This window comes from Armatimonadota bacterium, assembly GCA_016125185.1.
GTDB lineage: Bacteria > Armatimonadota > Fimbriimonadia > Fimbriimonadales > Fimbriimonadaceae > Fimbriimonas.
This window is the reverse complement of the sequence record WGMG01000007.1, coordinates 254453-275603: the sequence shown is the minus strand read 5'-3', so window position 1 is coordinate 275603 and position 21151 is coordinate 254453. Positions and strand designations below refer to the sequence as shown.

The window sequence follows — 21151 nt, the reverse complement described above, 5'->3', positions numbered from 1 at the left end:
GTGCGGGTTTGAAAGGCGACTGGGTGGAAGGGGCCTCATATCTAAGTTGCGGGTTCAAAACACATAGCCCAGGACGTGCTCACCTTCCACCACCCGAGCGTCCTCGGGAGGACCATCACAAAGAGTTTAAGACACGAGCCCGGGGTGCTTGCACCCCGGGGTTTATCCGAAAACAGTCAAAATCCAGGGAGTCCCAAATATCGGGACGACCCGGGCGAAGCCCAGCCGAAGGCTTGACCCAAGGACGACGACTGTGGCCGCCTTCCCGATGGACGATCGGTCCTCCCCACCTAAAATCCAAATTGCAATCTCCGCGCAACGAGGCAACCCCTTGGCGAAAGAGGGTCCGCAACGATGACTGCCACAAAGGCAGGAATGTTGTGGAGGGTGAGAGAATTGAACCGAGGGATAGACAACATCGAACTCCCAACTCTCGTAGCGAGGCGAAGACCCCGATTCATCGGGGCCAACTCCCAACTCCCAACTCCCAACTCAAAAAAGTTGTAAATTAAAACCGTGATCTCCACGATCGCTCTGTTTTTCGCTTGGCAAACCTCCCCTCGACCCAAAGTCGTGCCAATGCCCCCGCTCGCCTCCCAAGGCGCGGCCCAAATGTTTCTCCCCACCGAGACCACCATCTCCTGCGGAAAGGGGCTCGAACGAATCGGCCCCGTCCTCGCCGCCGAGGCCAAAGAGGCCTTCGGCGTCACCTGGAAAGTCGAAACCGAGCAATCCGGCACCATCCGCCTCAAAATCGACAAAACGATGGCTCCCGAGGAATACCACCTCACCATCGGCGCCCACGCCATCATCGAAGGCGGCTCCTACCAGGCCGTCGCGATGGCCACCGCCACCCTCCTCCAGGTCGTCCGCCCCTTCAAAACCGGCCTCGTCCTACCCCTCAATGTCATTGAAGACAAGCCCGCCAGCGCCTATCGTGGGCTCATGATCGACGTCGCCCGCAAGTACCACAGCATCGAAACCCTCAAGCAGTGCGTCGAACTCTGCCGCTTCTACAAAACCCGCTACCTCCAACTCCACCTATCCGACGATCAAGCCTTCACCTTCCCGAGCCAAGCGTTCCCCAAGATCAACCAGGACACCCAAAACGGCGGACCCGCCTACACCCGGCAACAGCTAGAAGACCTCGTGCAGTACGCCGACGACCGCGCCGTCACCATCGTGCCGGAAATCGATCTACCTGGCCATAGCGCCGCCCTCGTCCGCGCCATGCCCGAGCTTTTCAAAATCGCCGGCACCAAGCCGTACGAACACGGCTCGACCATCAACTTTGCCAACCCCAAGGCCGTCGAAGCCGTGGACACTCTCATCGGCGAAGTCTGCGACGTCTTCAAAAGCTCGCCCTACTTCCACATGGGCGGCGACGAAGCCGACATGACCTACGCCGACCAAAACGCCGACTTCCAGGCCGCCTTCAAACAACTCGACCTTCCCCCAAAATCCCAAGGTGAACTGTTCCGCCACTTCATCGGCCAGGTCGACGACATGGTCAAAAAGCGCGGCAAACAACTCATCGCCTGGGAGGGCTTCACCCGAAATCCTGACTCCAAATTCCCGATCCCCAAGGACGTTCTCGTCATGGAATTCGAGTCCGCCTACTACCAGCCGACCGACCTCCTCGCTGACGGCTACACCGTCATCAACGCAGCATGGACTCCGCTTTACGTCGTCAACAAGCACGTCTGGTCGCCCCAAAAAGTCTATGAGTGGAACCCGGCAATGTTCGGCCGATTCTCCAACGTCTACGCCGCCACCGGCTGGGTCGCCGCCACCGATCGCAAAAACATCCTCGGCGCCCAAATCTGCGCCTGGGAACAGCCCGAATATCTCGAAATCACCAACCTTCGGCGCGTCGTTCCGGCCATGTCCGAACGCATCTGGAATCCCGCCTTCAACGAAGGCTATGACGACTTCGCCACCCGCCTCAAGCACACCGACGAACTTCTCGGCCTGCTCATCTCGCCCGTGGACTTCACTGCCACTGGGCTAGATCAGCCCGGGCCCGACGATTTCGACATCCCCACCTTTTCCAAACCGATCACCGTCGAACTCGCCACCAAAAAGAAAGGCGACATCCGCTACACCATCGATGGCACCCCGCCGACTGCCGATTCGCCCAAATACGCTTCCGCCATCGCCGTCTCGCAAACCACCACCATCCGCGCCGCCGTGTTCGACGGCCAATCCAAGAGCTTCGAATCCTCGACCACCTATTACTTTGTGCCACCCAAACAGCCCAACCTGGCCACCAACAAGCGGGTTTACAGTTCGTCCGGCACCCAACATCCTCAGGAACCCCAACTCGCCGTCGATGACAACCTCGACCTCACCTCGAGTTGGTGGGCCGGTCCCGCGCCTCAATGGCTCGCCGTCGATCTCGGCAAAACCTATTCCGTCGATCGCATCGAGCTCTTCCCCTACTGGGACGGCAAACGCTATTACCAATACACCATCGACGTCAGCCCGGATGGCCAGAACTGGACCACCCTCGTCGACCGGAGCAAAAACACCACACCCGCGACCGCCCAAGGCGACGAACATAAATTCGAGGCCCGGCCCATCCGCTTCGTCAAGGCGAATATGCTGAAAGGTAGCGCCAACGATTCAGTCCATATCGTTGAACTTCGCGTCTGGGAAGCCAAGTAGGCACACATTTTGCCCACCCCGTCGGGTAGGGTGTTCTGAAAATGATGACGACGATTTGGCTCGCCCTGCTCCTCCATCGTCAGTCAGAATCCGCTCTCTACCAAAACTTCCAGACTCCGCCCGACTCTGCCCGCCCCTGGGTCTACTGGTACTTCATGGAAGGCAACATGACCCGCGAGGGCATGACCGCCGACCTCGAAGCCATGAAGAAAGTCGGCATCGGCGGCGGCATCTTCCTCGAAGTCAACATCGGCATCCCCCGCGGTCCCGTCCAATACATGTCGCCCGAATGGAAGTCGATGGTCGGCTACGCCATCGACGAAGCCGACCGCCTCGGCATGCAGATTTCGCTTGGCACCGGCCCTGGTTGGTGCGGCACCGGCGGACCTTGGGTCACGCCCGACCATGCCATGCAGCACCTAGTGTCGAGCGAAACTCAAGTCCAAGGCCCAACCACCTTTGAAGGCGTACTCCCAAAACCTAAGCCTCGAAACCCATTCTTTGGAGTCAATACGCTCGAAGGCGACCTCCGCGAGGAGTGGCAAAACTACTACCGAGACGAGGTCGTACTCGCCATCCCCGCCGTCAACGAAGACAACCCGATCTCCGGCCTCGACGAGAAATCGTTGGTCTACCGCGCTCCCTTCTCGTCCTCACCTGGAGTCAAGCCCTACATCTTCCCCAGCGACCAGCAGGTCCCGCTCGATGCCATCGTTGACTCCCAAAAGGTGCTCGACATCTCCGACAAAATGGAGTCCGATGGAACTCTGCGCTGGCAGGTTCCGGCGGGCAAATGGACCATTCTCCGCTTTGGCCGAACCCTCACCGGGCAAACCACCCGCCCCGCCCCCGAAGCCGGTCTCGGCTTCGAAACCGATAAGTTCGAAACGGCTGGCATCGACGATCATCTCAAAACCTACGTCGATTCCATTGTCGCCGCTGCTGGACCAAATCACGAACCGGGCCTCGGCCTCGTCGGCCTGCATTTCGATAGTTGGGAGATGGGATCCCAAAACTGGTCGCCCCACTTCCGGGAGCTCTTCAAACAGCATCGCGGCTACGATCCCGTTCCATTCCTACCGGTCATGGCCGGCAAGGTCGTCGACAACATCGATGCGAGCGAGCGTTTCCTGTGGGACCTCCGGCAAACCGCCCAAGAGTTAGTCGAGCAAAACCACATGGGCACGATCAAGAAGAAGGCTCGGCAATACGGCCTAAACCTCACCGTCGAGCCCTACGACATGAACCCGACCGCCGATCTCGAACTCGGCACAACCGCCGATATCCCCTCCGGCGAGTTTTGGTCCAAAGGCTACGGCTACCCCTGCGAATACAGTTGCATCGAGGCGTCCTCCGTCGCCCACACCAACGGTAGGCCCGTCGTCGCTGCTGAAAGTTTCACCTCCGATGACCGCGACGCCTGGCTCCAACATCCCGCCTCCATGAAGGAGCAGGGCGACTGGGCCCTCGCCGCCGGCATCAACAAATTCGTCTTCCATCGGTACGAACATCAGCCCAAACTCGACGAGTTTCCCGGCATGACCATGGGTCCCTACGGTGTCCATTGGGAGCGCACCCAAACCTGGTGGGACCTCAGCGCCCCCTACCACCGATACATCGCCCGATGCCAGGAACTGCTTCGCCAGGGTCTCCCCGTCGCCGACGTCCTTTACCTCCTTCCCGAGGGCGCCCCGAACGTTTTCCAAGCTCCGCCGTCCGCGTTATTAGGTGAAATGGGCGACCGCCGAGGTTACAATTTCGACGCCTGCGCCCCCAGCGTCCTGCTCAACCGAGCCCACGCCAAGGACGGTCGCATCGTCCTCCCCAACGGCATGTCTTACCGTCTGCTCGTCCTCCCGCGAGTCAAAACTATGACGCCCGCACTCATGCAGAAAGTCAAAGAGCTGAAGGACCAGGGCGTCACCATCATCGGCAACGCTCCCGACCGCTCACCTAGCCTCACGGACTTCCCGCAATGCGACAACCAGGTTCGCTGGTTCGCCGCTTCGGCCTGGAACGGCAAAAACGCCATCATCAAGGACCCTGTCCCCCAGCAATCCAGTTCGACCCTCGAAGGCGCGAACTGGATATGGGCCGATGAAGGCGACCCTGCCAAGGAAGCCCCCGTCGCCAGCAAAGTTTTCCGACGCTCATTCGCCATCCCTCGCGGCAAGCACATCCAGTCCGCCACCCTTTCCGTTACCGGCGACAACGAAATCCTTGTCCGCGTCAATGGGATGCACGTCGCCAGCGGGACCGACTTCAACCGTGTCCAGGTTAGCGATGTCGCCGACAAAATCCTGCACGGCCAAAACCAAATTCAAATCGACGCCAAAAATGTCGGCACCGGTAGCAACCCCGCGGGCGTCATTGCCAACCTCGTGATCACCTTCACCGATGGCACAACGCAAACCGTCCGCACCGACGACACCTGGACCGTCCTCCCTTCGCCCCACAAACCCAAAGTCCTCGGCGACTGGAAAATGAGCCCCTGGAATCTCTCATCCAACTCGTTCCCGTTCAACCCGATGTACCCGAGCTACGACTTCACCTCGCGCATCCTTCGCCAAAAGCTCGGCGTCGTTCCCGACATCGAGTCCGGCGACGCCCTCCGCTACTGCCACCGCAAAATCGGGTCTGTCGATGCCTACTTCATCGCCAACCGAAGCGCAAAACCCTATCACGGCAACGTTTCCTTCCGCATCGCCAAGGGTTCGCCTCAGTGGTGGGACCCGATGACCGGCGAACGCCGCACTCTGCCCACGTTCCGTCGCTCCGGCCAAACGACCACCATCCCCGTCTCCCTCGACGGCCTGCAAAGCGGCTTCGTCGTCTTCACTCCCGGACCCGCCCCACAAGCCGCGAAGGCCAATTTCCCGACTTACACACCCATCTCAACCCTCACTGGCAACTGGGAAGTCCAATTCGACCCCACCTTCGGTGGCCCCAAAAAATCCATCGAGACGAGCCTAATGGACTGGTCGCATTCGACCGACGAAAGCGTCAAGTATTACTCGGGCAAGGCCATCTACCGTAAGCAGTTCGACGCCCCAACCTCCTGGCAAAAGGCGACCGCCATCTCGCTGGGCGAGGTCAAAAACATCGCCGGCGTTCGCCTCAATGGTCGCGACCTCGGCGTCGCCTGGTGCGCCCCGTGGCGGCTCTCTGTCCCGTCTGGCGTCCTCAAATCCAAAGGCAATGTGCTCGAAATCACCGTCGCCAACCTATGGGTAAACCGCCTCATCGGCGACTCCAAACTTCCTGCCGATCAGCGCATCACCCACACGACCTGGAACCCCTACCAACCGTCATCCACTCTCCAACCATCCGGCCTCCTCGGCCCCGTCAAATTTCTTCGATAACACTGGAACTAAACGGACGAGAACCGCATTCTGAAACCATGATCCCCAGTCTTGCCCTCGTCCTTCTCGGACAGCAAACCATGAAGCCCGCGCCCGAATTCATCGGCGGTCAATGGCTCAACACCGCCGCCCCGATCACCATCGCCTCGCGGAGCGGCAAAATCACGCTCGTCCATTTCTGGACCTTCGCCTGCATCAACTGCAAGCACAACCTTCCCGCCGTCCAGCGCCTCTCCGATACCTTCCAAAAGCGCGGCGTCCAAGTCGTCAGCATCCACACCCCCGAACTGCCATCCGAGCGCGACTTCAACAACGTCCAAAAGGCCGTCAAGCAGTACGGCATCAAGTACCCCGTCCTCTTCGATCCCGAAAACAAGAACTGGCGTGCTTGGAACAACGAGTATTGGCCCACCCTCTACGTGGTCGACAAGCATGGCCGTGTCCGCGGCTCGTGGGTCGGAGAAATGAATTTCAATGGCCACAACGGCGAGGGCGAAGTCTCGCAACTCGTCACCAAGCTCCTCGCTGAAAAATAGAAACCTAAGTACACTGAAGGGCGGAGTGATTCGCCCCAACCAACCCGCTTTGGTTCTCGCGCCGATGGACGGCGTCACCGACGCGCCAATGCGCGCCTACCAAGGCGCGTCGGGAGCCTTCTCCTTCGCCGTCTCCGAATTCCTCCGCGTCAGCATAGAAGTCCTCCCCACCAAGGTCTTCCGCCGCGACGTCCCCGAACTTCTCACTGGCGGCCTCACGCCAACCGGCATGCCGGTCCAGGTCCAAATCCTCGGTGGCGATCCCGACCGCATGGCCCGGTCCGCCGTCATTGCCGTCAAAGCTGGCGCGCAAAGCATCGACATCAACTTCGGATGCCCCGCCCCCACCGTCAATCGCCACGATGGCGGCGCGTCCATCCTCCGTTGTCCGCCCCGCATCCGCGAGATCGTCTCCGCCGTTCGCCAGGCCGTCCCCAAGCCGATCCCCGTTTCGGCCAAGGTCCGCCTCGGCTGGGACAACATCGAGTCCATCTTCGAAACCGCCCGCATGGCCGAGGAAGGCGGCGCCGAGTGGCTCACCATCCACGCCCGCACCCGCGTCCAGGGCTACCAACCGCCCGTCTATTGGCCCAAGGTCGGCGAGGTCCGCCGTCAACTGAGCATCCCCGTCGTCGCCAACGGCGACATTTGGACCATCGACGACTTCCGCCGATGCCAGGACGAAACCGGTTGCATCCACTTCATGATCGGCCGCGGAGCCCTCGCCAACCCGCTCCTCCCGCTCCAAGCCGCTCGCGAACTCGGCCTTACCAGCAAGTCCGTCCCCGACAGAATCGATTGGCTAACCTCCCTCAGAGGCTTCGTCCGGCAGTGCGACTTCTACGCCGACTGCCCGCCCCACGTCACCGTGATGCGCCTCAAGCAATGGGTCAAAATCGCCAAACTCTACGGCGATTTCCCCTACTTCGACGCCGTCAAGCAAACTCAGTCCCTCGACGAGTTCTTCGACGCCCTCGACCGGGCGATGCTCAGCCCTTCAGCGCCTTAATCAACGCAGACGCCATCGCTTTGTCGTCGCCGGAAGCCGATGCCGGCAGGTTGCACAGCGGCATCTTCACCCGCGAATACGGATACAGCGCCGCCACTTCCAACGCCTTTGCGCGAAGCGCGTCGTCCTGCAAAAGCATTCCCAGATCGTCCAATCCGCCCGCATTGCAGAAGTCGGCTCGGTTCGCCTCCGGCACCGCCGTTCGCAGATAGTCCAGCGCCACTGCCCGAAGCGATGCATCGTCGCTCGCGCCTAGGGCCAACTCCACGTCCACCGCATGCTTAAAGTCCACGCTATCCGTCTTCTCGGCAAACAGCGGCGCAAACGCCTTCGCGTTCTTGGTCACCCAATCGCCAAACCCCTTGGCATCGATCTTCGCCATCGTTCGCACAAACCACGCCGTGCCGTCTCTCGAAATCGTCGACCCCACGATCAACCGCGGCTCCATGCACTTGCGGTAAGCCTTATCCGTCAAATCCACGTCCGTGTGGCTGGCGATATCGTACAGCCCCCGCACGTAAATCCCCTCCGTCGGGCGCGGCAGCAGCACCTTCCGAACCTCGTCCAGCGATGCATGGTCCGACACGATCCAGAACCGCGTCTGCGTCCACGGACCCTGAATTAGTTCGTGCGAGGCAAAGTCCGCCAACTGCACGATCGCCGGATTATCCGATAGCGAAAGCGTGTACTTCGCCGTCCCGTCCGGCATCTTCTTGTGCATGTTGATGCACGCGCCGTACCCCTCAGCCGACTCGTAAGAAGGGTCGAAAACCATCGGGCCAAACGGCACCATCACCGTCCCGCTTCCTTTCGGCATCAGGCTCAACTCGACCCGCTTCGTGGTGCACATCGTCTGCTGGTCCGACATATCCGGTGTGCAGATCGTGCCCGGCTCCAACACCAGCGTCACCGGCATGTTGGTCGGGTTGGACGCCGTCATCGTAAAGCTGTTCATGCTCGCAAATGAAACCGTCACCCCAAACTTGCCGACGTCCTTCATCGCGTAGGCCGACTGGTTGCCCTCTTCTTCGAACAATCCTCCCGTACGATACGCGTGCTCCTTGGGAATTCCTTCCTTTACCACGTCGCACAGACACCGAGTTACCGAATCCAGGAAGGGCGCAGTCTTGTCGGCTACTCGGTAGCTAACCAAATCCACCGTCTTCTCGGGTCCCGATACCTTGACCTCCCGGCCCGTTGCATCACTCTCCAAGCGATAGAACTGGTAGGTTAGCTTTGCCGAGATCAAGCGACAAAAGTAGCCTTTAAAGCTTGTCGAACAGGGTGCGTGGTTCCAGCAGGGAAATTGTTCATGAACGTAATACGTACTCTTGATAGTGTTGCGAATTTGTTGATCGACGGCATCGACTCCACCTCCTGTGTCGACCGAAAATCCAAACTGTTTTGCGCCCTGGTTCACCTCCCTGATCGCACTTTGCTCGTCATCCTGGAAGACAATCGGTGTGCTCTCAAACTGGTGCACTCCCATCGTACACGGACTGTCGCACGATAAGTCGCAGAACTTGTGGTCGAAATGCTTCTCGCCATTGCACCGATTGATGCAAGCCACGTCGAAATCGTAGTTGAGCATTGGCCCTTTGTCCACATAGGTCCACTTAAACTCCAAATAGGAGTGATTCATGTTGACACTTTGGTCGTCGAGACTGTAGGTAATCTCGCCCGGCTTGGGCAGACTCGGATTTTGTGGGGAAATCACCGCTCTGCCAATCACCCCACCAAGGATCAAAGCAGCGAGCATGGTGAAGGCATTATACGCCCACCGTTGCAACAGGTCAAAACGTCAAGCGCAGCCAAATCGTATGCCAGAAACACCTGATCGATAAAGGATAAGAAACATCACAATGCCCAACTTCCCCAATCCAAATCCAATCCAGACCCGCTCATAGCCATGCGCTTCCGGGTGCTTCCGAAGGTCCGCCAGTCCCATACACGAAAAGAAGATAGCGAACGGAGCCAGCACCGAACAACATATAGAAGCGAGCCCAAACCAACCAGCCGCGACCGCCCAACGGGACACGCGCGAAGGCTGATTCTGGTACATCGGCCGCGGATAGCCTGAAATCGTCAACGGAGTCGGCGGAATCGCCACCCCCAAAATGCCGTATAACTCGTGCTCGTCCAGATACCGATCCTCGCCCGCTTGCCGAACCTGCTTGCCTGCCAGGTCCATCGTCTTCAACTTCTCGACGCTAACGAGCCCAACCGTCGGCCCAAACCCCTCGACGTAATAGAAAGCGTCGTTGGAATCGCCGATATTAACCCTCCAAGAGCAGACGAACGCGAGTACAAACCGGCTCGATGTCTGCCGTTCCAAAGTCGGTCGTGTCGAACTCGATCAGTTCTCCGCCAATGTCCAGCGGCTTCAATTTTCCATCTGCCAAGTACCGCAGATACGGCCCACTGTCTTCCACTGGCTCCGCCACATGCACCGCATGTCGCTCACCTCGATCCACTCGACCTGCGATCCGCTGGAGCAGGACCACCGGGTCGGCCCAACACAAAATCTGGAGCGTCTGAAACCCGTACTTCGCCCGAAGCGCGTTCACCTTGTCAGTATAGAAATCCGCCGGGAAGTTGCTCTCCACGACCAAACTCAAGCGTGCCGCCAAAGCCCGATCCATTAGCCGGTCCATCACGTAATAAGACGCCCGCCCGATCCGCCGCGACTCCTCGCGGTTCGAGGCATGAAACTCGTCCCCGATCGTCTCCTTGATGTCGTCCTTATTCACGCACATCAAGCCGAAGCGCCGCGCAATCTGATGGCTCAAATGCGTTTTCCCCGCTCCGGAGTGGCCAGTCACGATGATCAAGGTCTGCATCGCAACCTACTTCTGAACGATGGACAAAACCCCGATAACGATCAAAGTTACGGTCCCGATGATGCCCATCACCAGCCCGAAAATCGCCCGCCCTTTACCCGTCTTCTGGGGGTGATTCTTCAGGTCGCGAAGCGCCAACAAACCGACCACCAGCGCGATCGGCGCAAAAACGCAGGTAACCGCAAACAAGCCCAGGTACCCTGCCGCCACCGCCAAACCCGATGGATTGACGGGAATCACGAACCGCATGGGATCATGATTCGGATCGGCCGGGGCCGCCTGGGGCCGAGGGTAGGCCGCCGTCTGTTGAACCGGAGGCATCACCGGCGGGACCACGACCCCGCCGTCTTCGATTGGTGTTTGATCGTCGTTCATTTCTTATCCGAACTCAAATTCTGCCAGTTCTGCGCCGCATTGAAGATCAGCGGCCAAGAACCCAGAGTCGATTCGCGCCACATCGGGTTGATCGCAAACAGAAGCACATTCCCCTTCCCGACTGGGCACCGAATCAGCGCCGCCTTGCCCGCCATCTCGTCGCCATGGTCGAGAGCGCCGCTGATCAGCAGCTTATCCGCGTCGGCAAACTGGAGCAAAACCTCCGGCCGCGCCGTCGCCTGCGGTCGAGGCGAGGTCGGCGCGCTATCGCCCGGCATCGACTTCGGCTTGTAAGGCGGCCGCCCTTGCACCACGTCCGGGTCGGTCAAATCGCCCCGTCCGCTGGGCCGCGTGCCACCATCGTCTCCGCCCCGTCGCCGGAATCCACCGCCGCTCACCGATAGCAGAGGCGATTGCGAGAAGTAAACGCCGACCGTCGCATCATACGAAGCCGTGATCGGGCTGTCCTTGCCCTTATTCTCGGCCAAGAACACGCCGCCCGGCGCAAACAAGTCCTTTGAATCCGTTATCGAAACCCCGCTCACCAGACCGTAATCGATCGGCACCGAACAGTTGTCTCCCACGCAGATGAATAGCCCACCCGCTTCGCAGAACTTCTGCAGGTTCATCATTCCCTGCAGTTCGATCCCACCGCGGATATTGTCGGAGTTATCGACCCCGCCCAGGTTCGGAAAGCCCTCCAGCGGCTTCCACGGAATCGGTTCGCCGTCCTTGCTAATGCCGTTCACAATGCTCTGCGCACTCCCGCCCGTCGGCGACAGGACGATCACGTCGTACTTGCTCTTCAGGTCCGCCGTATCGCGCAATGCCTGCACCGGAAGGTAGGTGTAGGGCACGCCCGCCGCGTCGAACGCCATGCGGAACCAACCATCGTTCTGCGTGCTCTGCCAGGTATGCACGATCGCAATGCGGCCGAGCTTGCTCTTGTCGACCGGGAACGGCTTCGCTGCTTCCCACTCTGCCGCATCCGGCGTTCGCGTCTTGCCCAAAATCGAGGCTTCCTTCACACGCACCGAATCCACGTCGAACAGCGGTCCCAACGTCCAACCCGTGTCGTCATACGGTGCCGGGTCGCTCGGGTTGTAGTACTGCTTGTCCAACAGCATGTCCGCCATTCGGCAATACGGCTGGTCCATCCGCACCACGTAAGAACCCTTCGCCAGCGTCTTGTCGCCCACCTTCATGTCTTCCGTCAGCGAGGTCACCTCGACCCCCTGCCGGTTCATCAGGGTCTTCAGCTCCAGTAGGTTCCATCGCCGCCCCGGCTTGGCCGAGAGCACATACGCCGCCGGACCCTCGTTCCAGGGCTTCAGCACGCTCCGCTTCGACTTCAGATAGTAGTTATGAAGAAACTTCTCCTTGTTCGACGACAGGTTGTGCATGCCCATCAAAATCGCCGATTCGCTGAGGTTGGTATTGTTTCGAATCGACCATCGCACGCTCGAAAACGGCGGGTTCGGGCGAAACCAGTCTCGCGTTGACTCCGACCCGATGTTTCGGATGCCCGTGTCCGCCCCGCTTCCGCCTTGCGTTTCATAAAACCGTCCGATGGCGTTGTGCCCATTCGCGATGTAGAACGCGTAGTTCGGCGCCCACCCATCGTAGAATCCGTGCGTCCATACACCCGGCACGCCCCGTTTGGTCATCTCGTCGACCTCGTTGTACGCCATCATGTGCCACTCATCGATCGTGATTGGGTCGAGCCATGCGTTGTACGGCCCCGTTCCCGTCGAGATGTACAAAAAAGGCACCGACTCATGCAGGTCGTGAAGCACCGTCGGGTGGAACTGGAGCCACGTCTGCACCAGGTTCTTGCTTAGCGCCAACCCCATTCCGATGTTGTCCCGGTTGTTGTCGTGCGCCACGTACTGCCCCCAATACACCAGCGGAATCGCCGGCTTATCCGGGTTCTTCTTTCGATACAGATACGTATCCACGTACCGGTCCCGCCCGTCCACGTCCAGCACCGGCGTCAGCATCACAATCGAGTTCTTTCGAATCTCGCGAATGTAAGGCGAGTCCTCAACCGCTAACCGGTACGCCAACTCCATCAGCATCTCCGGCGGCCCCGATTCCGGTGAGTGCATCCCACCCGTCGCGTAATAAATCGGCAGGTCCTCCTGGATCAGCTTGTCGGCCTTCTCGTCCGCCCCGTCCAGCTTCCCGTCGCCCTTGTAGTCCACCAACTTGCGCGGGTCGCCCAGCGTCGCGTTAATCTCCTGAATCCGCTTCAGTCGCTTCAGGTTGTCCGCATCCGAAATGATCACCGCGATCATCTCGCGCCCGCCTTCGCTCTTGCCCATGCTCTGCACCATCACTCGGTCCGATGACTTCGCCAATGCCCGCATATATCCGTTGATCTCATCAACGTGGTGCAGAATGTTCGGCGCGCCGATGATGTCGCCGAAGTACTTCAGCGGGCTGGGCACCCGCGAACTGGCGGGCAGATGGTCCACGTACTCCGTCAAGAAGAACGGTTCCGTCGTATATTCCTTGATCTTCTTGCCGTACGCCTCGTCGTTCTGGGCGAATGCCGAAGCCGACAAAAGGGCCACCAATAACAGGGCCAAACGATTCATGGTTGGATTCTAACATATGGTCCTCATCCCGACGGTAAAGTACTGCTATCCATGCTTGGTTCGAGGTTGATCCAACTGCTCGGTCTGACGCTCGGCGTCGGAGGGTTCGGAGCCGGACTCCTCACGAGCCCTGCGCCCCAAGCCAAGCCCCAAGAGAAGGTCGATTTCTCCCGCGACATCCTTCCCATCCTCTCCGACCGGTGCTTTAAATGCCACGGACCGGACACCGCCACCCGAATGGCCAACATGCGCCTCGATACCGCCGAGGGCGCGTTCGAAAACCGCAACGGCAAGTTTCCCGTCGTGCCCGGCAAGCCCGAACACAGCATGCTCGTCGAGCGCATCAACGACAAGGACGACCCGATGCCCCCACAGGACAGCGGTAAAACGCTATCCAAAGCCGAAATCGACCTTCTCACCCGTTGGATTCGCGAAGGGGCCGTCTACCGCAAGCGCTGGTCGTTCGAGCCGCTTCCCGCCCAAGTTCCCGTACCCAAAGTCAGCGGAAACTGGCCCAAGAACGACATTGATCGCTTCATCCTGGCCCGGCTAAACCAAGAAAAGATCTCGCCCAGCCCCGAAGCCCCTCGGTCCCGCTGGCTCCGCCGTGTTACGCTCGACCTCAACGGCCTGCCGCCGACCGAAGCCGACATCGACGCCTTCATCCAAGACAAATCCCCGGACGCCTACGAAAAGGTCGTCGACCGCCTCCTCGCCAGCCCTCATTTCGGCGAGCGCATCGCCGTCGATTGGCTCGACGCCGCCCGCTACTCCGACAGCTACGGCTACCAATCCGACCTCATCATGCCGTCTTGGCCCTACCGCGACTGGGTCATCAAATCCTTCAATAACAACCTGCCGTACGACCAATTCCTCACCGACCAAATCGCGGGCGATCTCCTACCCAACGCCACTCGCGACGACCGGCTCGCCACCGCCTTCAACCGCCTTCACCGTCAATCGAACGAGGGCGGCTCGATCCCCCTCGAATTCAAAACTGAATACGCCTCCGACCGCGTCAACACCTTCGGAACCGCCGTGCTGGGCCTCACCCTCGGGTGCGCCAAATGCCACGACCACAAGTTCGACCCCATCTCCCAAAAGGAGTACTACCAACTCTTCGCCTATTTCAACAACATCGACGAGTACGGTCTGCTCCTCAGCTCCGAAATCGTCCCCACCCCGTCGCTCTTGCTTCCCACCAAGGAACAGGAAGCCCGTCGCGCCGAACTCGAAACCGCTCGCGATCAGGCTCAACACAACCTCGAACAGGTCGCCGAGCAAGCGAAACCGAGGTTCGATAAGTGGCTAAACGCCAAGCCCACCGACGTCGCCATGGGCGACTATGCCTGCGCGTTTTGGCTCGACGAAAAAGTCGGCGGCAAGTTCAAAAACGAAATCAGCAACGACGTCACCTGCGACCTGATCGGATCGCCCGAAACCGTCCCCGGCAAGAACGGCACCGCCCTCAAGTTCGACGGCGACAACGGAATCATCATCCGAAAGCTCAAATCGCTCGAACGCTGGGACCCCTTCACCTGGTCTTTCTGGGTCAAGGACCCGCGCGATGTCAAAGGCCCCGCCGTCCTTCTGCACCGCACCGGCGGAACCGATGTCGGCTTTTGCGGATTCGATCTGCTTCTCGAAGACGGCTATCTCACCGCCCGCGTCATGCGCCAATGGCCCGGCAATGCCGTCGCGATCAAGACGACTCAACCCATCGCCGCCAACCAGTGGACGAACATTGCGTGGAGCTACGACGGCCTTAGCCACGCCGCCGGGCTCAAGCTGTACATCGACGGAAAAGAGGCGCCTACGACCGTCCTCAACGACAAAATTTGGAAAACCATCCACGCCTACGGCGACCTCGGGCCGAGCGGCGGCGACTGGTCATTTGGCCAACGCTTCCGCGAGGCCGGCTTCAAAGGCGGTGAAATCGACCAAATCGCCTACGCTGAACGGTGCCTCACGCCCATCGAGGTCGAGCAGATTTACAGCAAGTTCGGCGTCATCCGGTGCCTGATGGACCCGGACAACCACCGTCCTGAACTCCTCCAATACTATCTCGGTGCCATCGATCCCGAGTATCGCGCCGCCCTCGCCCTTCGTCTCCAGGCTGACAAAGCGATCGCGGAGTTCGAAAACGGCATCCAGGAAATCTCCGTCATGGAGGAGTCCAACCACAATGTCCCCGCCTACCTCCTCGCCCGCGGTCAATACGACGCTCCCCGCAACGCGCAAACGCTGGTCCATCGCGGCACGCCGAAAATGCTTCCGGCCCTCGATCCGACCGGCAAGAATGACCGCCTCGCCCTCGCAAAATGGGTAACTCGGCCCAACAATCCGCTCACCGCTCGCGTCGCCGTCAACCGTCTCTGGCAGATGATGTTCGGTACCGGAATTGTCGAGACTAGCGAGAACTTCGGCGTCCAAGGCTCCCCGCCGACCCATCCCGAACTCCTCGATTACCTCGCCAAGAAGTTCATCGACTCGAAGTGGAACGTCAAAGCGATCCTCAAGACCATCGCCCTTTCCGCCACCTATCGCGAAGACTCCATCCACGACGCCAAACTGCAAAAAATCGATCCCGACAACAAGCTCTACGCTCGGGGGCCGAGCCAGCGGCTCTCCGCCGAGATGGTTCGCGACACCGCCCTTTCCGCCTCCGGCCTCCTCAACGATAAGCTCGGTGGCCCACCTGTCAATCCCTACCAGCCCGCCGGTCTCTGGACCGAGAACAACACGATGACCCCCGCCTTCGTCCAAAGCAAAGGCGCGGACCTCTACCGGCGAAGCATCTACTCGACCTGGAAGCGAACCACGCCGGTGCCCAGCATGCTCGTCTTCGATGCCACCGCTCGCGAAGCCTGTATCGTCCGTCGCCCCGTCACCAGTACGCCGCTCCAAGCTCTGGTTCTTCTCAACGACGTCCAATTCGTCGAGCCCGCCCGGGTCCTCGCCGAACGTGCAATCGAGTCAAATCCCTCGCGACCCAATCAAATCCAGGACATGTTTATGCGCCTCGCCGGACGCCACGCCACCGACCAAGAAGCGAAGATTCTCTCGACCATCTACGACGAACAGCACAAGCTCTTCGCCGACAAGCAACAGGATGCGACCAAGCTTATCCACATGGGCGATTCTAAGCCCAACGACAAACTTGACCCCTTGGACCTTGCATCAATGACCGTCGTCGCCCAGGCGATCCTCAACTCCGATTCAGTGATCTGGAAACGCTAATGGATTTTGGGAATTCCCGGCCATCGAACTATAATCAACATATGACCGCTCAGCGAACCTACAGGAACCTCATTTGGCAGGATAAAGACCGGATGAGCGGCGCTGTGTGCTTCTACGGAACCCGAGTCCCAATCGCCTTCATGTTCGATTACGTGGAGCGCGGAGAAAAGCTTGAACAGTTTGCCGAGGACTATCGAATCGACCTTGACGTTGCTCGGCAAGTTGTTCACCTGGCGAGCATTGGCATCGAAGGCCTCTTACCGCCAGCGGCATAACCTACGATCAATGCGCATCCTGCTCGACGAGAACATGCCGCTCGACTTCGGCGATCTCTTACCCGGACACATTGTCGACCACTTAGAACTGATCGGGCATAAGGGAACCAACAATGGCAAACTGCTTGCACTCGCCAGAGAGCAATACGACGCCTTACTGACCCTGGATAAGGGCATTCTTCACCAACATCGCCACGAGGGTCCCCTCATCATTCTCGCAATCCGGGTTCCAAATTCGAGTCAAGATATGATCCGTCAGCGATCGGGCGCGGTTCTCAGAGCCCTCGCCCAGGCATCCGCTGGAACGCGGGGCGAAGTCCCCTACCATGACTAACGCAAAAAGGACACCGAATAGGACAAACTGAGCATGGGAGCCACAAGGCGAGCTGAATCATGAATTCATTCGATCCCGAACACCCCGACAGTCGGCTTCTCGGCCTCACTCGCCGCGAATTCTTCGGCAACACCGCCAAGGGCCTCGGCGCGCTCGCCCTCTCGTCCCTCCTACCCGCCTGGGCATTCGCCGACCCCAAGCAAGGCACCCTCAAATACCACCACCCGCCCAAAGCCAAGCGCATCATCTACCTTTTCCAGGCCGGCGGACCCGCCCAGCAAGACCTTTTCGACTACAAGCCGCTCCTCAACAAACTCCACGGCCAGCCTCTCCCGGACAGCGTTCGCCACGGCCAGCGCCTCACCGGCATGAGCTCCAACCAAAGCGTCATCCCCCTCGCCGGATCGCCCTTCAAATTCGCTCAACACGGCCAAGGCGGAGCCTGGCTCAGCGAACTGATGCCCAACATCGCCGAAGTCGCCGACGACTGTTGTTTCGTCAAATCCGTCTTCACCGAAGCCATCAACCACGACCCCGCCATCACCTTCTTCCAGACCGGAAGTGAGCAAGCCGGTCGCCCTTCGATGGGCGCATGGATTTCCTACGGCCTCGGCTCCATGAATCAAGACCTGCCGACCTTCATCGTCATGGCCAGCGTCGGCCAAGGCGGCCAACCGCTCTACGCCCGCCTCTGGGGAAGCGGATTCCTCGACTCCCGCTACCAAGGCGTCCGCCTCCGCGCGGGCAAAGAACCCGTCCTCTACCTCTCCAACCCGGACGGCATCTGCAACTCCGGCCGCCGCGCCATGCTCGACCGCCTCAGCGAACTCAACAAAGCCCAATTCGACCGCGAACTCGACCCCGAGATCGAAAGCCGAATCGCCCAATACGAGATGGCCTTTCGCATGCAGACGAGCGTGCCCGACGTCACTGACCTGAGCAAAGAACCCGACGAAGTCTTCGATCTCTATGGACCCGATGCCCGCAAGCCCGGCACCTTCGCCGCCAACTGCCTCCTCGCCCGTCGCCTCGCCCAAAAGGGCGTCCGCTTCATCCAGCTTTACCACCAAGGCTGGGACCACCACGGCGGCCTCTACGCCGGCATGAAGGACCAGTGCCACGAAACCGACCAGCCCACGGCTGCCCTCATCAAGGACCTCAAGCGCCTCGGCATGCTGGAAGACACTCTCATCGTCTGGGGCGGCGAATTCGGTCGCACCAGCTACTCCCAAGGCTCTCTCGAACTCAAGTCCTTCGGCCGCGACCACCACCCCCGATGCTTCACCGTCTTCATGGCGGGCGGCGGCGTCAACGCCGGAACCACCTATGGCCGCACCGACGACTACGGCTACAATATCGCCGACGCCGACGGCAACCCGATGAACCCGACCAAGATGACCTTTACCGAGGGTGCTGTCCACGTCCACGACCTCCAAGCCACCCTCCTCTGGCTCCTCGGCGTCGATCACAAACAACTCACCTTCGCCTACCAGGGCCGCGATTTCCGCCTCACTGACGTCCACGGCCACGTCGTCCAAGCACTCATGAAGGCTTAGCAGGTCCCAAAAAACTCAGACCTCCCGCCCGTCCGAAAGAGACCATCGCCCGATGGTCCAAACCCCGGTTCCGCGCGATCATGACCACAAGGAACGTGAAGTCATGAATATCGCCTTCAACCTCGCTACCGCCGCCGTCAGCCTCAAGTCCTTTCTTGTCGCCACCCTGCCCTGGGGCACCCTCGCCATTGCCCTGCTCTTTGCCGACAGCGTCTACTCCCGCCGAAATGATTCCTGAGGACCTTGTGCTATCCTTCAATCGTGGACGCCCGTGCCAAACGAATCCGGCACATCATTTTCGTCGCCCACCTGTGGGTCTGCATCCCATTTCTCGCGATGTGGTTCATGGTGCCGTCCACCCACGACAAGATTCCCGTCGCTGCGTTTCGCAACATCCAAACCTTCCTCGTCGCCGTCATCGCCTACCTCGCCTACCGTTCGTGGCTGGCCTTCCGCAATCCGCCCAAGCTCGAGTGGGAGTACGTCTTCCCGCCTATCGACGTCGCCATCGTCAGCGCCCTCATCTGGCTCGGCAACCGCGACCCACTCAGCAACATCGGGCTCCTCTACCTCTTTCCGCTCGCCCAAGCCGCCGGAACCCTCAACGTCCGCTGGTCGATTGGCGTCGCCGCGATGGTGTTGGTTGGCGCGGCCCTCGCCACCCACGGACTCGCGACCGAGGAGCCCTTCAACACCGCCTTTCGCTACTACTTTATTTTCGTCGTGGCGTCGCTCTTCACCCAGCTCGCCCTCGCCTCCGCCAAATTCCGTGAACAAATGAGCCTCGACCGCGACCGCAAGCACATGGCGATGGAGATTCACGATGGCGTCCAAGCCCACCTCATGACCCTCTCCAAGCAGCTCGAACTAGCCGAGATGATCGCAGTCCAAAACCCCGAGCGGGCCAAGTCCATTGCTTCCGAAGGGCGCGAAACCGCCCGCCTCGCCGCCGACGAACTTCGCTTCCTCGTCAAACGCATGCGCGGCCAAACCCTCCAAGGCGGCTTCATCCCCGCCCTCCAAAATTTCGTCCATAACGTCACCAGCCGCCACGAACTCACCGGCACCATCGACGTCGTCGGCCAAGAAAAGATTCTCCCCGTCGAGGTCGAGCACACCGCCTTCCGCATCGCCCAAGAAGCCCTCACCAACGCCGTTCGCCACGCCCGCGCCACCGAAGTCACCGTCACCCTCGCCTACCAACCCACCGAACTCGAACTCACCATCCGCGACAACGGCGTCGGGTTCGATCCCACCATCCAGTCCGAAGGTCTCGACGGCATGAAGTCCCGCGCCCAACGACTCGGCGGCGATCTCTCCATCCAATCCGAACCCGGACAAGGCGCTTGCATCCTCTGCCGCCTCCCCTACGACGTCCCTGCCGGAGCCCAAGCCCGTGAATAAGCCCATCCGACTCCTCATCGCCGAAGACGACAGTCTTCTCCGCCGCACCCTCGTCGAGCTTCTTAGCTTCGACCAGGAGTTCACCGTCGTCGCCCATGTACCCAACGGCGCGATGGCTCTCGCCGAAATCGACTCCGCCCGCCCTGACGTCGTCCTCACCGACATCGAAATGCCCAAGATGGACGGCATCGAGGCCACCCGTACCATCAAGGAAAACCATCCCGACCTCGCGGTCGTGATCCTCACCAAGTTTGGCGACGATGACAGCCTCTTTCGCGCCATCCGTGCCGGGGCCAGCGGCTACGTCCTCAAGGACAGCCCCATCGAAGAAATCAAGCAGGCGATCCGCGAAGCCAACGACGGCGAAAGCCACCTCAACCCGTTCCTCGTCGCCCGGGTCCTCAAGGAATTCTCCCGCCTCGGCGAGCGTGCAAAGGAGCGAAAAGAACTCTTCGCCGAACTCAGCCGCCGCGAAATGGAAGTCCTCGAAATGCTCGGCAAGGGCCTCAAGAACCGCGAAATCGCCGACCAACTCTTCGTCTCCGAAAAAACCGTCAAGACCCACGTTGGCGCTGTGCTCAAAAAGCTCCACGTCAACGACCGAACCGAAGCCGCCCTCCTCGCCCAAAAACACGGCATCGGCGACGAATAACCTTCAACAAGCTTGGCGTTGATCCCTTCTTAAGGCTAATTCTGCACCCAAATTCCCTCTCCCAATTCTATGATTTGGGAGAGGGTGTCTCCCGACCTGTGTCGGGAGACGGGTGAGGGCCAATCCGCTAAAACAACTAACCGCGCTACGCCCCTACCATGCCCTCGGCCTTCGCTGTAACGAAATTAATTCAGATTTCCAGGAACGTAGGGCTGTAAGCCCGTTTCAACTAAGCCCAGTCCGAAGAGCCGAGAATCGGCTCGAAGGGCTGGGTTAGAAGCGAAAATAGAAAAAGTCCGAG

Annotated in this window: 16 protein-coding genes; 11 read left to right on the top strand and 5 right to left on the bottom strand. The window is 59.9% G+C overall.

Annotated features, from left to right (window positions below):
- The first annotated feature begins 516 nt into the window (after window positions 1-516).
- The 4 genes from GC165_18830 to GC165_18815 are packed head-to-tail and all read left to right on the top strand — an operon-like array spanning window position 517 to window position 7574.
- Entirely contained in the window at window positions 517-2667 is a 2151-nt protein-coding gene (locus GC165_18830) for a family 20 glycosylhydrolase (protein MBI1334927.1), read from the top strand.
- Between the two features lie 41 nt (window positions 2668-2708).
- On the top strand, window positions 2709-6029 hold the full coding sequence (locus GC165_18825) for a hypothetical protein (GenBank protein MBI1334926.1): 3321 nt from the start codon (window positions 2709-2711) through the stop codon (window positions 6027-6029).
- Complete coding sequence (locus tag GC165_18820) at window positions 5894-6565, top strand: redoxin domain-containing protein (GenBank protein ID MBI1334925.1); 672 nt, start codon at window positions 5894-5896, stop codon at window positions 6563-6565. Before GC165_18825 ends, GC165_18820 begins: the two co-directional genes overlap by 136 nt.
- Entirely contained in the window at window positions 6504-7574 is a 1071-nt protein-coding gene (locus tag GC165_18815; protein ID MBI1334924.1) for a tRNA-dihydrouridine synthase family protein, read from the top strand. The genes GC165_18820 and GC165_18815 overlap by 62 nt, the downstream gene beginning before the upstream one ends.
- Here the strand turns inward: GC165_18815 and GC165_18810 are convergent.
- From GC165_18810 to GC165_18790, 5 genes are all read right to left on the bottom strand, one after another.
- Window positions 7555-9333: a hypothetical protein gene (locus GC165_18810; protein ID MBI1334923.1), complete on the bottom strand. Its 1779-nt coding sequence runs from the start codon at window positions 9331-9333 to the stop codon at window positions 7555-7557. The two genes, GC165_18815 and GC165_18810, sit on opposite strands and share 20 nt — an antisense overlap.
- Window positions 9334-9375: 42 nt before the next feature.
- The gene (locus GC165_18805; GenBank protein MBI1334922.1) at window positions 9376-9765 is read right to left on the bottom strand and encodes a hypothetical protein; all 390 of its coding nucleotides are present in this window, start codon (window positions 9763-9765) and stop codon (window positions 9376-9378) included.
- An 85-nt stretch (window positions 9766-9850) separates the two neighbouring features.
- Window positions 9851-10414 (bottom strand): AAA family ATPase, encoded by a 564-nt coding sequence (locus GC165_18800; protein ID MBI1334921.1) that lies wholly within the window; start codon window positions 10412-10414, stop codon window positions 9851-9853.
- Between the two features lie 6 nt (window positions 10415-10420).
- Complete coding sequence (locus GC165_18795; GenBank protein ID MBI1334920.1) at window positions 10421-10789, bottom strand: DUF4190 domain-containing protein; 369 nt, start codon at window positions 10787-10789, stop codon at window positions 10421-10423.
- Entirely contained in the window at window positions 10786-13389 is a 2604-nt protein-coding gene (locus GC165_18790; protein MBI1334919.1) for a hypothetical protein, read from the bottom strand. Before GC165_18790 ends, GC165_18795 begins: the two co-directional genes overlap by 4 nt.
- A gap of 51 nt (window positions 13390-13440) precedes the next feature.
- On the opposite strand from GC165_18790, the gene GC165_18785 reads away from it, so the two are divergent.
- From GC165_18785 to GC165_18755, 7 genes are read left to right on the top strand one after another with little or no spacing between them, the layout of a single operon-like run.
- Entirely contained in the window at window positions 13441-16629 is a 3189-nt protein-coding gene (locus tag GC165_18785) for a DUF1553 domain-containing protein (GenBank protein ID MBI1334918.1), read from the top strand.
- Window positions 16629-16904 (top strand): DUF433 domain-containing protein, encoded by a 276-nt coding sequence (locus GC165_18780; GenBank protein MBI1334917.1) that lies wholly within the window; start codon window positions 16629-16631, stop codon window positions 16902-16904. Before GC165_18785 ends, GC165_18780 begins: the two co-directional genes overlap by 1 nt.
- A 10-nt stretch (window positions 16905-16914) precedes the next feature.
- Complete coding sequence (locus GC165_18775; GenBank protein MBI1334916.1) at window positions 16915-17238, top strand: hypothetical protein; 324 nt, start codon at window positions 16915-16917, stop codon at window positions 17236-17238.
- Between the two features lie 59 nt (window positions 17239-17297).
- The gene (locus GC165_18770) at window positions 17298-18794 is read left to right on the top strand and encodes a DUF1501 domain-containing protein (GenBank protein MBI1334915.1); all 1497 of its coding nucleotides are present in this window, start codon (window positions 17298-17300) and stop codon (window positions 18792-18794) included.
- Window positions 18795-18846: 52 nt separating this feature from the next.
- The gene (locus tag GC165_18765; protein ID MBI1334914.1) at window positions 18847-19032 is read left to right on the top strand and encodes a hypothetical protein; all 186 of its coding nucleotides are present in this window, start codon (window positions 18847-18849) and stop codon (window positions 19030-19032) included.
- 23 nt (window positions 19033-19055) lie between these two features.
- The gene (locus GC165_18760) at window positions 19056-20198 is read left to right on the top strand and encodes a hypothetical protein (GenBank protein ID MBI1334913.1); all 1143 of its coding nucleotides are present in this window, start codon (window positions 19056-19058) and stop codon (window positions 20196-20198) included.
- Window positions 20191-20850, top strand: a complete 660-nt coding sequence (locus GC165_18755; protein MBI1334912.1) for a response regulator — start codon at window positions 20191-20193, stop codon at window positions 20848-20850. Before GC165_18760 ends, GC165_18755 begins: the two co-directional genes overlap by 8 nt.
- Window positions 20851-21151: the final 301 nt, after the last annotated feature.